16 protein-coding genes are annotated in these 13144 nt (G+C 33.4%); 7 read left to right on the forward strand and 9 right to left on the reverse strand.

Annotated elements, in window-relative coordinates; genetic code table 11:
• Position 1: 1 nt before the first annotated feature.
• Both B9N53_RS08065 and B9N53_RS08070 read left to right on the forward strand, forming a co-directional pair.
• On the forward strand, positions 2-1306 hold the full coding sequence (locus tag B9N53_RS08065) for a glutamate--cysteine ligase (RefSeq protein WP_094204482.1): 1305 nt from the start codon (positions 2-4) through the stop codon (positions 1304-1306).
• The gene (locus B9N53_RS08070; protein WP_094204483.1) at positions 1299-2609 is read left to right on the forward strand and encodes a glutathionylspermidine synthase family protein; all 1311 of its coding nucleotides are present in this window, start codon (positions 1299-1301) and stop codon (positions 2607-2609) included. The genes B9N53_RS08065 and B9N53_RS08070 overlap by 8 nt, the downstream gene beginning before the upstream one ends.
• A gap of 116 nt (positions 2610-2725) precedes the next feature.
• Here B9N53_RS08070 and B9N53_RS08075 read toward each other — a convergent pair whose 3' ends face one another.
• The 3 genes from B9N53_RS08075 to B9N53_RS08085 all read right to left on the reverse strand — a co-directional run bounded on the left by B9N53_RS08075 (position 2726) and on the right by B9N53_RS08085 (position 3568).
• Entirely contained in the window at positions 2726-2980 is a 255-nt protein-coding gene (locus tag B9N53_RS08075) for a type II toxin-antitoxin system RelE family toxin (RefSeq protein WP_094204484.1), read from the reverse strand.
• Positions 2977-3195, reverse strand: coding sequence for a type II toxin-antitoxin system RelB family antitoxin (gene relB / locus B9N53_RS08080; protein WP_094204485.1), 219 nt, complete (start codon positions 3193-3195; stop codon positions 2977-2979). The genes B9N53_RS08075 and relB overlap by 4 nt, the downstream gene beginning before the upstream one ends.
• A gap of 115 nt (positions 3196-3310) precedes the next feature.
• Complete coding sequence (locus B9N53_RS08085) at positions 3311-3568, reverse strand: type II toxin-antitoxin system Phd/YefM family antitoxin (RefSeq protein WP_094204486.1); 258 nt, start codon at positions 3566-3568, stop codon at positions 3311-3313.
• Positions 3569-3671: 103 nt separating this feature from the next.
• On the opposite strand from B9N53_RS08085, the gene B9N53_RS08090 reads away from it, so the two are divergent.
• Positions 3672-4049, forward strand: a complete 378-nt coding sequence (locus B9N53_RS08090) for a type II toxin-antitoxin system HicB family antitoxin (RefSeq protein WP_094204487.1) — start codon at positions 3672-3674, stop codon at positions 4047-4049.
• A gap of 45 nt (positions 4050-4094) precedes the next feature.
• Here the strand turns inward: B9N53_RS08090 and B9N53_RS08095 are convergent, their stop codons facing one another.
• Positions 4095-5666 (reverse strand): ABC transporter transmembrane domain-containing protein, encoded by a 1572-nt coding sequence (locus tag B9N53_RS08095; protein ID WP_094204488.1) that lies wholly within the window; start codon positions 5664-5666, stop codon positions 4095-4097.
• Positions 5667-5856: 190 nt separating this feature from the next.
• Between B9N53_RS08095 and B9N53_RS08100 the strand changes: the two genes are divergently transcribed.
• Together B9N53_RS08100 and B9N53_RS08105 are read left to right on the forward strand one after the other, a co-directional pair.
• Positions 5857-6276 carry a deoxycytidylate deaminase gene (locus B9N53_RS08100; protein WP_094204489.1) on the forward strand — a complete coding sequence of 140 codons (420 nt, stop codon included), beginning with the start codon at positions 5857-5859 and terminating at the stop codon, positions 6274-6276.
• An 11-nt stretch (positions 6277-6287) separates the two neighbouring features.
• Positions 6288-9707: a pyruvate carboxylase gene (locus B9N53_RS08105; RefSeq protein ID WP_094204490.1), complete on the forward strand. Its 3420-nt coding sequence runs from the start codon at positions 6288-6290 to the stop codon at positions 9705-9707.
• Between the two features lie 36 nt (positions 9708-9743).
• On the opposite strand, the gene B9N53_RS08110 is transcribed toward B9N53_RS08105, so the two are convergent.
• Complete coding sequence (locus B9N53_RS08110; protein WP_060790751.1) at positions 9744-10148, reverse strand: DUF3139 domain-containing protein; 405 nt, start codon at positions 10146-10148, stop codon at positions 9744-9746.
• Between the two features lie 128 nt (positions 10149-10276).
• Here B9N53_RS08110 and B9N53_RS08115 point away from each other — a divergent pair, with 128 nt between their 5' ends.
• Positions 10277-10519: a cell division protein FtsW gene (locus B9N53_RS08115; protein ID WP_094204491.1), complete on the forward strand. Its 243-nt coding sequence runs from the start codon at positions 10277-10279 to the stop codon at positions 10517-10519.
• A 150-nt stretch (positions 10520-10669) separates the two neighbouring features.
• Complete coding sequence (locus B9N53_RS08120; protein ID WP_242432457.1) at positions 10670-11029, forward strand: DUF3139 domain-containing protein; 360 nt, start codon at positions 10670-10672, stop codon at positions 11027-11029.
• A 15-nt stretch (positions 11030-11044) separates the two neighbouring features.
• Here the strand turns inward: B9N53_RS08120 and B9N53_RS08125 are convergent, their stop codons facing one another.
• The 4 genes from B9N53_RS08125 to B9N53_RS08140 form a co-directional block, all read right to left on the reverse strand.
• On the reverse strand, positions 11045-11551 hold the full coding sequence (locus tag B9N53_RS08125; protein ID WP_094204493.1) for a thioredoxin family protein: 507 nt from the start codon (positions 11549-11551) through the stop codon (positions 11045-11047).
• A gap of 104 nt (positions 11552-11655) precedes the next feature.
• Entirely contained in the window at positions 11656-12000 is a 345-nt protein-coding gene (locus tag B9N53_RS08130) for a hypothetical protein (RefSeq protein WP_094204494.1), read from the reverse strand.
• Positions 12001-12067: 67 nt separating this feature from the next.
• On the reverse strand, positions 12068-12757 hold the full coding sequence (locus tag B9N53_RS08135) for a ferric reductase-like transmembrane domain-containing protein (protein WP_094204495.1): 690 nt from the start codon (positions 12755-12757) through the stop codon (positions 12068-12070).
• A partial coding sequence (locus B9N53_RS08140; protein WP_148131329.1) for a hypothetical protein occupies positions 12754-13144 on the reverse strand: 391 nt, incomplete at its 5' end. The genes B9N53_RS08140 and B9N53_RS08135, both read right to left, overlap by 4 nt.

Genomic DNA, 13144 nt, shown 5'->3' on the forward strand with positions numbered 1-13144 from the left:
AATGGATTACGAAAAACAGCTTAAAGCTGTAATTAACTACATTAAAAGCGGAGAAAAATTAAAGGAAGAATTCACTGTCGGAATGGAGATGGAACATTTCATCATAGACAAAGATACTTTGAAGACTGTGTCGTATTTTGGCGAAGACGGAGTAGCAGAAACTCTCAGAGAACTTCACGAAGGAGGATGTGTCGCTTATAAGGAAGGAGACTTTATCCTTGGACTTGAAAATGATGATTTGGCAGTGTCGACAGAACCTGGAAGCCAATTTGAAGTTGCTTTGTCATCAAAGTGGAACATCGACGATTTGAAGAATATTTACATTAAAAATATGAGAAAACTTGTTGAAGTTTTCGATAAGAAAAACCAAGCTATGGTGACTTTGGGCTATCATCCTGTGACTAAAATCGACGAGATTAAAATCTTGCCTAAAAAAAGATACGATTTTATGTACAAATATTTCAACGAAAGAGGAGACATGGCTCACAATATGATGAAAGGGACTTGCTCTTTGCAATGCAGCATCGACTACTCATCCGAAGAAGATTTCGTTAAGAAATACAAAATTGCAAACTGTTTGTCTCCAGTATTCTACACATTGTTCGACAACGCATACATTTTCGAAGGACAGCCTGCAAAAAGTCGCAACATGAGAGAAATCATCTGGGAAAACACAGACACTGACAGATCCGGAATGTATCCTTTTAGTTTCGACGATGATTTGAGCTACAAGAAATACGCCGAAAATATATTAAACACGCCGTTGATTTTCTCAATTGATGAAAACCACGAACAATACTATGTAGGAGGAAAAACTTTCAAGGAAGTATTTGAAGATGTTAGAGATACTGATTTGATTTTCCACGCATTATCCATAGTATTTCCTGATGTAAGAGCAAAACGATACATCGAAATCAGAATGATGGATGAAATCAAATATCCACTTAATTTCTCAGCAGTCGCTCTAATCAAAGGCTTGTTCTACGACGATACTAACTTGGACAAATTATCTGAGTTATTCAAAAATATGACATACGAATCTTGCATGAAAGCAAAACTAGATGCACGTGAAAAAGGACTGGATGCTACATTTATGAATGTAAACATGTTAGAGTTTTGCAAAATGCTTGTGGATATGGCAAAAAACGGCCTTCCAGCAAATGAAATCGGATATCTCATTCCACTAGAAGAAATGTTAGAAAAAGGAATAAATCCAAGGGACAAGTTCGAGAAAACTTACAAGGAAAAAGGACTTCGTGAAGCTGTGATTGAAAGCGAAATAAAATTGGAGGATTTAGATGTTTAATGACGAATATTCATTAGAATTATATAAAATAGTACGAGAAGACGAAGATATGTATTATAGGGATTTCGTGGATTTTATCGCCAAAACAAAAGTTTCTAAGGCGATTTATCACGGAGAACCAATCCCTATGACCTACCAAGGTCTTTTCTACAACAAAAAGAACCGCTCAGATTTTGTATACATTTCGAATATTTTGATGAGCATGACTGACAAAATTACCAAAGAATTCGTAGAAAATCCTGAATATCGTAAAATATTCCAATTGGATCCAGCAATTGAAGAACTTGTACTTCACGATCCAGGATACGATGTTCCCGTTCCAATCTGTCGCTACGACGTGTTCTACGACGGAGTAAACTACATGCTTTGTGAACTCAACACAGACGGATCTTCTGCGATGAACGAAGACAACACATTGGGACAACTTCTTCTACAAACAAAAGCTATGCAAAAATTCATGGAAAAACACCCTGTTGAAAATGTCGACATGTTCACTCCATGGGTTTGGGAAACAGCTGATATGTACAAAAAATACGTGTCGGACAAGAAACCAAACGTCGCAATCGTGGATAATTTGGAAGTAGGAACTCCGAACGAATTTGACGAATTCAAAAGAGTCTACGAAGAAAATGGATTCAACTGCGAAATCATCGACATCAGAGATTTGGAATACAAAAACGGCAAATTGTGCCACGGAGATTACGTAATAGATTTGGTTTACAGAAGAATCGTAACATTGGAATTGTTGAAAATAAAAGATCAAATCAAACCATTCTTGGATGCGTACATGGATAATGCATTCTTCATGGTGGGATCGTTCAGATCACAATTGATGCACTCCAAGCTTATTTTCGAAATCTTCAGAGACGAACAAACACAAGCGTTGTTAAATACTGAAGAAAAGAAATTCATCGACGAACACGTTCCATTTACGAAAAAAATCGAAGAACGTGACGCCTATGAAATCATAATGAACAAAGACAAGTACATCTTCAAACCAATCGACGGCTACGCTTCTCTTGGAATATACGTTGGCCGTGAAATGACTGAAGAAGATTTGAAAGAAAAACTTCCAGAATTTATCAAAACAGGTTACGTCTTCCAAGAATATTACGACATGAATAAGTGCGAATTCTTGGAATTTGAAGAAAAACGACCAGTGCTCAACAAATTCACACAAGTTGTGGGACTGTTCATCTACAACAAACACTTTGTAGCCCCTTACACACGAATCGGAAAAGATAACGTCGTAAGTGGCGCCCGAAAATATTATACAGCACCAAACTTGTTCATAAATGAGTAATAAAAAGCCACATTGTGTGGCTTTTTTTTGGTGTGAAAAAGTTTTGAGATTTGCAAATAAAAAAATGTTATTTGTAGAATAATAACTCGTAACTACAAATAACATTCCGTTAGTATTTAATATATATTTTTCCTATGATCGACTTCTACAACGCAGATTATTAATTTATCGTCATCAACCTCGCAAATAATTCTGTAGTTCGACACTCTGTATCGCCAAAATCCTCTCAAATTGGCTGACAACGCCTTACCTCTTGCACGTGGTTCATCTAATTGACCTACTTTCTCCATATAATGAATAATCATTTTTTGAATAGGCTTATCAAGTTTTTTCAAGGATTTTAATGATTTTTCTGAATAAACAACTCTCATAGACCCAACTCTTTTTTTACCTCATCATTACTGTAAAATTTCATTTTGTCTTTGTTTAGGAGATACTCATTAACTATCTTTTCATCATACTCTTGTTCGATTTTTTCCAATAATGATTCTCTTGCCCAGTCGGATAAAGTTTTGTTTTTTTCTTTTGAAACATTTGTGAAAAGTTCCTTATCCGATTCGCTCAATCTAATCGTTATAGTAGCCATAAAATCACTCCTTTTCTTGTGTTACATCGTAACACAATTGTATTATAAATTCTTTACTTAGTCAAGTCTACAGCTTACGACCATCATTTTTAGTCGTGATTTTTTGTGTGTGTGATTAAAAATTATTCTGATTAATTTCTTCCTCAGATACACAATCATCTACTGTTGTATGTAATCCTTCTATTATTTTTTCTTTTTCTTGTGGATTTGAATATATTTTAAGAGTTTCCGTTATCCCGTTGTAATGTGCCTCACTAAGTACGACGACATTTCCCATTTCTGTGGTAACTTTTAGCTGTTCATTTGATTTTATTAATTCATCAATCATTTCGGATAAATTATCCCTGAAATTTTCTGCAGTTGTGATTTTCATTACCTCAACTCCTTCTATTTTTATTATATCCTATATTATTCTAATACAATGCTGGACTTTTATGCGCATTATGCGTATTATTAAAGCATAAGGAGGTTAGACGATGTTAAAATCATATCCTGCTATTTTTCATAAAGAAGAAGATTCATATTGGGTGGAATTTCCAGAATTCGGCGGTGGAACTGAAGGAGATAATATCGAAGAAGCAATGGTGAATGCTCATCAAATGTTAGAAAGCGTGTTGGCAACTTTCATTGATGAAGATATTCCACTTCCTAAACCAAGTGATATTACAAAAATAAAAGTTGAAGATGGATTTGCGTCTATGATTCAAGTTGATCCAACACCATTTATCAAAAACAACAAAACCATCAGAAAAAATGTTACAGTCCCTGAATGGTTGGTTAGACTTTGTGATCACCAAAATATAAATTATTCCGAAGTTTTGACAACAGCTCTTGAAAAGAAAATTAACGCATAATTTTGTAAATATTTTTATTTTCTCTAAGCCACATTATGTGGCTTTTTACTTCTCAAAAATTAATTTTTTATTCTTTAATTTTGCTTGTAAAGGAAATTTACGCGCAATTTCTTGATTATGGGATATATATATTAAAGTTAAGTTTTCTAAATTAAGCAGATTATCAATGATTACATTCAAATCATTTAGGTCTATATTTGAAATTCCTTCGTCAATTATAAGAGTTCTCTTTCCTTTATACAGTGCTCTTGCTAATTCTACTCTTTGCTTTTCTCCATAAGAAAGATTAATTAGACTACCATTATACGGTGCTTCATGTGGATTTATAAGGCAAATATCAAGCACTTTATTATATTGTTTTGCATTAAAATCAGAATCTAAAACTATATTATCTTCTAAGTCGCCTTGGAAAATATATGGCTCAGGAGGAATATAGGCACCATTATAATATTTTAATTGTCCAAAATCTATGTCTCCATTATCTGCAGTTTGATTTCCTGTAATAATATCAACCAATGTTGATTTCCCAGACCCAGACTTCCCAATAATAGATACTTTATCACAATCTTTTATTTTAAATTCTATATCATTCAAAATAATATTGTCGTTAAAACTTACAGAAATATCTCTCATATTTATTTCTGTTGACAATTCATCTTTTTCACTAAAAGTTTCTAAATTAATAACTTCATTAATTCTTTCAGATGAAATCTTTGCCGCTGCAAAATTAAAGTTAAGCTCATTTAATTCTTCCAATGAAGTTATCATCTTTGTTAAGTAATCTAAATATGCAATTATTGAACCTATTGTAAATAATTTATCCACCGTCATTAAGCTTCCCATTAATAAGACTATAAATGGCATCAAATATAGTAGATAATTTATAGTAATTTTACCAGTATTTCTCATTACGCCAAGCTTAATATTTGAATCTCTTTTATCCACAATAGATTTATCATAAATTTTATAACTATATTTTTCGTATGAATTTATTTTTATCGAAACTATCCTATTCATTAAAGATATCAATGTATTTCTAGAATCCGATAATGTCTTGATGTAAATTTTAGAAAGTTCATGTATCTTTTTCTTAAAGAAATTCGTAAATAAAAAATAAATTATTACAAACGAAAAGATTACTAATGATATTCTCCATGATATATAAACCAGCATCGCTAAAGATATAATTGTCACAATTATGTTTCTAAGTGCATTTACAATAACGTCTATTAAAAATACAGACATATTCTTAATATCATCTTCCGTTCTAGTAATTAAATCTCCCACTTCATATTCTTTTGTGTCACTCAATTTTGAAAAAAATATATGATAAAATATATCTCCCCTAACATCTCTTACTATCTTACAGTTTGTTGTATAAAAAATTTTATTATGTATCCATTCAAATATATGACTAACCGTATGTAATGAAATGATGACCAATATAGTATTTATTATTGCTTTATAATCTTTGATAGCTATATAATCATCAATAATTTTCATTTTTAATATTGGAATTAGCATTGTTAAAAGTGGTGAAATTATAAGAAATATAAGTCCTATTAGAATTGTTTTTATGTATTTTGTTGAATGTTTTAATATTATATTATTTTTCATTTTTTCCCTTTCAATAATTTGAATAATAAAAGAATTTTATTTAAATGTTAATTAAGATAATGCTTGTATTGAATATACCATTTATTACGTTAACTGTCTATTTATTCAAATGGTGTTTCTGTTTTGATTTTTGTGTTTTTGTGATAATATTAAAGGTAAAGAAATTTTTTAATGATGATGAGAGGTCAATATGAGAAAATCTTGGAATGAATATTTTATGGATTTGGCATTGAATGTTGCGACACGAAGCACTTGTGACAGGGCTTTTGTCGGTTGTGTGTTGGTGAATTCTGACAACAGGATTGTATCGACAGGTTACAATGGTGCTATTAGTGGCAATCCTCACTGCGACGAGGTTGGTCACACTTTGCGTGACGGACATTGTATTGCTACGATTCACGCGGAGATGAATGCTTTGTTGTATTGTGCGAAAGAAGGAATTGCTGTGAAGGGTTGTATTTGTTATGTGACTCATTTTCCTTGTTTGAACTGCACGAAATCTTTAATTCAAGCTGGAATTAGCAAGATTTATTATCACGAAGCTTATCGTGTAGATGATTATGCGATTGAATTGTTAGACCGAAATAATATTGAATATATCCAAATTTAAAGAGGTGTAGTATGGATAAAATAAAAAAACTTCTAGTGGCAAACCGTGGCGAGATTGCTATAAGAATTTTTAGAGCTTGTAGTGAGCTTGGAATAAGAAGCGTTGCGATTTATAGCGAAGAGGACAAGACTTCCCTTTTCAGAACGAAAGCTGACGAATCGTATTTGATAAAGGATGCGGCATCACCTTTGTCGAGTTATTTAGATATCGAAAAAATCATTGCGATTGCAAAATCCAAACACTGCGATGCTATTCATCCTGGTTATGGATTTTTGAGTGAAAATGCAGAATTTGCGAGACGTTGCAAGGAAAACGGAATAATTTTCGTGGGTCCTGATGAATCTGTCCTACATAGTTTAGGTGACAAGGTCCAATCGAAGTTAGTTGCCAAAAAAGCCGGCGTACAAACTATCGAAGGCGTGGAGACTCCTATCAGAAATAAAAATGAAGCATTGGAAATCGCAAACCAAATCGGCTATCCAGTTATGGTAAAAGCTTGTGCTGGTGGCGGCGGACGTGGAATGAGAATTGTCGAAAAAGAATCCGATTTGATGAGTTCTTTCGTCAGCGCACAAAACGAATCCAAGAAAGCTTTCGGATCAGACGATATGTTTATCGAAAAATACATCCGCAATCCAAAACACATTGAGGTGCAAATCATAGCCGACAATCACGGAAATATTCTTCACTTATACGAGAGAGATTGTTCCATTCAAAGACGTCACCAAAAGGTTGTGGAATTCGCTCCTGCATTTTCGATTTCTGAAAAGACAAAAAACGAACTTCACAACGATGCCATCAAAATCTGCAAAGAAGTTGGCTACACAAACGCCGGTACTGTAGAATTTTTGGTGGACGAAGATGAAAATCACTATTTCATCGAAGTAAACCCAAGAGTTCAAGTAGAACACACAGTTAGTGAACTTATCACTGGGATTGATATCGTACAAACTCAAATTCTGATAGCAGACGGCAAAAGTTTTGATTCAGATGAGATAGGAATTTATTCACAAGACGATGTTCACTGCAATGGTTACGCAATTCAATGCCGTATCACGACAGAAGATCCTTCGAATAATTTCATGCCTGATACTGGTAAGATTGATTTGTATCGTACAAGTTCCGGATTCGGCGTGAGACTTGACGGTGGAAATGGATTCACAGGCTCAGTAATCACACCATATTACGATTCGCTTTTGGTTAAAATCACTGCCTTCTCCAGAACATTCAACGACACAATCAACAAAGCAATCCGTGCTTTGAGAGAAACGAAAATCAGCGGTGTGAAGACAAATATCGGCTTCATCATCAATGTCTTAAACACTGAAGAATTCCACAAGGGAGTGTGTGATACTGGATTTATTTCCAAAAACCCTGAACTTTTCGACATAAAACCATCAACTGATAAGGAATTAAAGGTGTTGAATTTCATCAGTGAACGCTCCATTAATAACGACAAAAAAGATTACAACATTCCACAAATTCCAGAATTTACCAAGACAAATTCAACAGGAACTAAGGATATTTTCGAAGAAAAAGGCGCCAAGGGACTTAGTGATTGGATTTTGAACCAAGATAAACTTCTAATCACTGACACAACTCTAAGAGATGCGCACCAATCATTGATGGCGACACGAATGAGAACAAGAGATATGCTTCCTATCGCAGAAGCTACCAATGAGTTGATGAAGGACTTGTTTAGTTTGGAAATGTGGGGCGGTGCAACATTTGATGTAAGCTACAGATTTTTGAAGGAAGATCCTTGGATTAGACTACAAGAACTTCGCAAAAGAATTCCTAACATTTTATTCCAAATGCTACTTCGTGGAAACAACACCGTAGGATACAAAAATTATCCAGATAATGTCGTGGTAAAATTCGTACAAAAAGCCGCAGAAAACGGAATCGACGTGTTCAGAGTATTCGATTCATTAAACTACATCGACGGAATGAGACTTGCGTGTGACAGCGTACTTGAACAAGGAAAAATCTTGGAAGCAACGCTTTGTTACACAGGTGACATTTTGGACGAAACAAGAGACAAATACACACTAGAATATTACGTAAAAAAAGCAAAGGAACTAGAATCCATCGGCGCAAATATTATTGCCATAAAAGATATGAGCGCATTGTTGAAACCATACGCCGCAACGAAGCTAATCTCAGCATTGAAAAACGAAATTTCTGTTCCAATTCATTTGCACACACACGACACCACAGGAAACGGAGTCGCTACGATAATCAACGCTTGTGAATCTGGAGTTGACATAGTTGACACTTGCTTTAACTCAATGAGTTCACTCACAAGTCAACCTGCACTCAACTCAGTCGTAGCCGCTCTTGAAAATACGCCACGTCAAACGGGAATCAGCCTTTCAAACTGTGATAAAATCAGCAACTACTACAAAGACGTTCGCTCCTACTACTCACAATTTGAGAGCGATTTGAAAAGTGGTACAACAGAAATTTATCGCTACGAAATTCCTGGTGGACAATATTCCAACCTCAAACCACAAGTAGAATCGTTCGGACTTGGAGAAAAATTCGACGAAGTAAAATTAATGTACAAAAAAGTCAACGACATGCTTGGTGACATCATCAAAGTTACACCATCATCCAAAATGGTTGGAGACATGGCTATATTCATGGTGGCAAATGGACTCACTCCTGAAAACATCTACGAAAAAGGCAAAAACCTCGACTACCCAGACTCAGTAATATCATTCTTCAAAGGAATGATGGGACAACCTGAAGGTGGATTCAACGAAAAATTACAAAAAATCGTATTAAAAGATGAAAAGCCAATCACAAAAAGAGCGGGACTTTACATCGACCCATTTGATTTTGAAAAAGACAAAAAAGATTTAGAAGACAAATACAAAATGGAATTCGACGAAAAAGACATCGTATCACACGCACTTTATCCAAAAGTATTCGAAGAATACATCGACTACAGAAAAACAAAAGGCAACTTCACTTACATGGACACTCCGACATTCTTCGAAGGAATAAACGAAAAAGAAACAGTCGAAGTCCCAATAGAAGAAGGCAAAATCCTCATCATCAAACTTATCGAAAAAGGAAGATTGGAAAAAGACGGCTACAGAAACTTCACCTATGAAGTAAACGGAAACAGACGTGAAGTCAGAGTGTTCGATGAATCTGCGAAAATCACAGAACGTGAAGAAGATAACCTATCAGTAGCAGACCCTAACAACGACAAAGAAATCGGAGCATCAATTCCAGGAAGAGTCGTAAAAGTCCTAGTCAAAGAAAACGACAAAGTATCAGTCAACGACCCATTGGTAGTAGTGGAAGCCATGAAAATGGAGACCAACATACTATCCAAATCAGAAGGAATTGTAAAATCAATCCTAATCAAAGAAAATGACACCATCGACACAGACCAACTTCTAATAGTTTTGGAATAAAAAAATGGATTGTAGAGTAAAATCTACAATCCGTTTTTATTTTTTGAAATAGTAAATGCTTTCTTTCAATGGTTTATATTTTAATGTAGCAACTTCCTCGTCACTAATATACTTGTACACATCATCATATTCTTTTTTACTAATGTTCAATGACATGTTATCTTTTTTCAAATTATATCCATATTCAAACCTATAATTTTCCAAATCTTTTAACACAACCCAATAAACATAATCGTCCGTTTTTGTGGATCTGAAAGCCCTCACACTTTTGATATCACTTCTTGGGATTTTCTGCATATCCATGTACTTATACATCCTGTCAAAACCAATGTGCCTGTGTACAGGATATTTTATAATTAAATTGATACAAAATATAATTAGACCTGCCCATAAAACTAGTTTCAATATTTTTCTGAAGTTTGTTTTTGTTGTTTTTTGCATCTTTATATCTCCTTCGTGTTTGTATTATAATTATACTATATTTTTATGGAGGAATATCAAATGACATTCAAAAATTTTTAAAAAGGTATATACTAGATGCATTAATGACTTAACTTTTAGGAAGAATTATGAAAATCAAATTACATAGGTGTGAAGATTCTCATGTATTACAAATTCCAAGGTCGATTTTGGATGTTTTAAATTGGAAAGATGATGATATTTTGGATTTAAAAATTAAAGATAGCAAACTAATTATCGAAAATTCGTCTGATGATGAGATAAATATTGAAGATTTGTTTGAAGATTTTAATGGTCAATATGAAAAAGAAGATATTGATTGGGGAAGAATGATTGGAAAAGAAGTATGGTAAGCTAACAATTCTAATAAATAAAATAATAAAAAAAATCTTTTCATACCCTTTCCTTCTTTGTATTTTATAGTATAATAACATCATAGAAAGGAGAATAAAACAATAAAAAAGAAAAAGTTTTCAATAGTCAAAATACTACTAATATGTCTTGTGGTCTTTGTAGCTATAAAATGGATAATAGCTGTTCCTGTTCAAAGACATTATGGATACAAAAAGTTATATAGATACATGGAAGTTCAAGGGATAAAAAAAGATAACATAAAAGAGATAAAAGCGATAAAAGATTATATAAAAGGAAACCAAGTATACAGAGTACAGATAAAAGATCCTGAGGGTTATACTCTTGTTTATACCTACGACGATTACCCAAATCCTGGGAAAATGAGTCTAGATTCTATCGAATTCCAATCAAAAGATGATTTTAAAAGTTTGAGCCCTAAAGAAAGACAAAAATTTAAATATCCTCCTTTAGATGATGATTGGGAAACTAAAACAACAAGCCATAACTAACGTTATGGCTTTGACTTATTTCTTATCAAAAAACTTTTGTAGTTCTTCTGGTGAAGTCCCCTCTTTGTCGTCGATGTTCATTCTATCGGTGATTTTTCCGTCTTTAACTCGAAATACTGCTGGGACTGTTTTGAGGTCGTTATCGGTTCTGAATTTCTTCAAATCTTCTGGAGATTTTTTGATTCCAGCGACACTATCTATGTAGTAGATTTCATATTTGGATATAAATGGTTTGAATACTTTTGAAAATCTTTGACAATCTGGGCATGTTTTTCTTCCAAGATACACTGTGATTTCTTTTCTTGCACTCACGTCATCAAGTTCTGCTACTTTGATTTCCTTGACGCCTTTGATGTTTTGTTCGTATACTTCGATTTTCTTTTGTTTGTCTTGTTGTGTGGTTACGTTTTTGGATTCAACTCCTGTGGCTTTTTTTGTAGGCTCATCTTGTTTTTGGTTGCAACTTGCAAATAATACCAACATAAGAGTTAAGAAAATGATTAATTTGAATTTGTTTTTCATATATTCCCTCCTGTTTTTATTTTATTTTATAATATTTACATGTAATAATCAATCTGTACAATTTTAGACGGAAAAACCACCAACAATTGTTGGTGGCCGTTGTTTTAGTAATTCAATTTTGTTTGTTTCTTGCGTTGTTTTAAGATATTTCTAATGGTTACTGTTGCGCTAATACCCATCAATACTAATGCCAATAACCATCCGTACAAGCAGAAATTCACAAGCATTGTGTCATCTGCACCCATTCCATCGTGTAGCAAAGTTATTGTGAAGTTCATGCACAACATTGCAAATGATATTGCTATTTGAAATACACTTGTTACGATTCCTAGCAAATGATCGTCTTTGCGTTTTAATGATAAGTAGATACCGATAACGCTGAGGATTAGAAATACCGCTGTGACTACAGCATAATTTCTCGTAATTTCGTAAATTTCTGTTTCTGACATGATATATGTTCCTTTCTTATTTGATAGTTACATTATATCATTATTATTATTATACAAACAAACTAAATTATCTCTGTTTTTGTGATTTTTTCTTCTTATATATGGATTTTCTTAATCTCAATATAACATAGCTTGCAAAAATAATCGTATATATTATAACTCCAGAGATGTGTGCTTTCCAATCATTTGAATAAAGCACCATTACATGCATATAAATTCCAATGAAAAATGGATACGCCATTCTTTGAAGTTTCTTCCAGTTTTTTGCGTTCATTTTTCTTCGAACTGATTTGAATGATGTCACAAAAAGTGGAATCAGCATCAACAATAAAAATATTGTTATTATTGATGCGATTAGTTCTCTTTTTGGCAAGGATGAAGGATTTGTGAATAGCACTGGAAAATAGTGTATTCCAAATATTATGTTGTGGCTTATAACCAGCAAACTTCCTATGATAGACATTTCTCCACGAATGTTCATCAGTTTTTTCGTAAAATCATTGTGTTTTGTAACAGTCCCTAAGAACATTACTATCATGAATGTTGCCGTTGCAAATATTCCTCTAGCGAATATTTTCATGAAATAATCGTTGAACCAAGTTGGCAAATATCTGTAGTAATCCATGTTGTAATAACACACAACTAGTCCCGTCCACGCATACATTCCTACATAATATGCCCCCGGATGTTTTTTTATCGATTGGGCTGTTAAGCTATAAAAAATTATAGTGAAAAGTATTCCTACTATTAAAGTCATCTAATCTCCTCCTTCAAGTTTTCCAAATTCTTTTGTTTTTCATCTTGTGTTTTAGTGTCGATATTCAAATCAGTTTTATCGTTGTTTTTTTCATTTTTTGGTTGAGATTTTTCTGACTTTTTATCAATAGAATTCTCGTCAGGTTCTTTTTCATTGTCTTTTTCTTCTACAACAGGTTTCTCGATTTTGATAAACACATAAGATTTTGATATTTCTTGTGTTTTTCTAAGTTTAAATATTATGTTAACTCTAAATTGTCCTACTTTTGTGTAATCAGGCTCTTTTTCAAGTGTTACTTCTACCGATCCATCTTGTGGAATGTTGGAGAATTTCTTTTTGAAATCTTCTATTGTAGGCCTTGTTCCGTTGACTATTATTGGTGACGCT

Origin of the sequence: Finegoldia magna (assembly GCF_002243175.1) — a bacterium.
Taxonomy (GTDB): Bacteria; Bacillota; Clostridia; order Tissierellales; family Peptoniphilaceae; genus Finegoldia; species Finegoldia magna_J.

Excerpts from the sequence above, each read along its gene's own strand:
- B9N53_RS08065 (WP_094204482.1), top strand. The coding sequence starts at position 2 with ATGGATTACGAAAAACAGCTTAAAGCTGTAATTAACTACATTAAAAGC.
- B9N53_RS08070 (WP_094204483.1), top strand. The coding sequence starts at position 1,299 with ATGTTTAATGACGAATATTCATTAGAATTATATAAAATAGTACGAGAA.
- B9N53_RS08075 (WP_094204484.1), bottom strand. The coding sequence starts at position 2,980 with ATGAGAGTTGTTTATTCAGAAAAATCATTAAAATCCTTGAAAAAACTT.
- relB (WP_094204485.1), bottom strand. The coding sequence starts at position 3,195 with ATGGCTACTATAACGATTAGATTGAGCGAATCGGATAAGGAACTTTTC.
- B9N53_RS08085 (WP_094204486.1), bottom strand. The coding sequence starts at position 3,568 with ATGAAAATCACAACTGCAGAAAATTTCAGGGATAATTTATCCGAAATG.
- B9N53_RS08090 (WP_094204487.1), top strand. The coding sequence starts at position 3,672 with ATGTTAAAATCATATCCTGCTATTTTTCATAAAGAAGAAGATTCATAT.
- B9N53_RS08095 (WP_094204488.1), bottom strand. The coding sequence starts at position 5,666 with ATGAAAAATAATATAATATTAAAACATTCAACAAAATACATAAAAACA.
- B9N53_RS08100 (WP_094204489.1), top strand. The coding sequence starts at position 5,857 with ATGAGAAAATCTTGGAATGAATATTTTATGGATTTGGCATTGAATGTT.
- B9N53_RS08105 (WP_094204490.1), top strand. The coding sequence starts at position 6,288 with ATGGATAAAATAAAAAAACTTCTAGTGGCAAACCGTGGCGAGATTGCT.
- B9N53_RS08110 (WP_060790751.1), bottom strand. The coding sequence starts at position 10,148 with ATGCAAAAAACAACAAAAACAAACTTCAGAAAAATATTGAAACTAGTT.
- B9N53_RS08115 (WP_094204491.1), top strand. The coding sequence starts at position 10,277 with ATGAAAATCAAATTACATAGGTGTGAAGATTCTCATGTATTACAAATT.
- B9N53_RS08125 (WP_094204493.1), bottom strand. The coding sequence starts at position 11,551 with ATGAAAAACAAATTCAAATTAATCATTTTCTTAACTCTTATGTTGGTA.
- B9N53_RS08130 (WP_094204494.1), bottom strand. The coding sequence starts at position 12,000 with ATGTCAGAAACAGAAATTTACGAAATTACGAGAAATTATGCTGTAGTC.
- B9N53_RS08135 (WP_094204495.1), bottom strand. The coding sequence starts at position 12,757 with ATGACTTTAATAGTAGGAATACTTTTCACTATAATTTTTTATAGCTTA.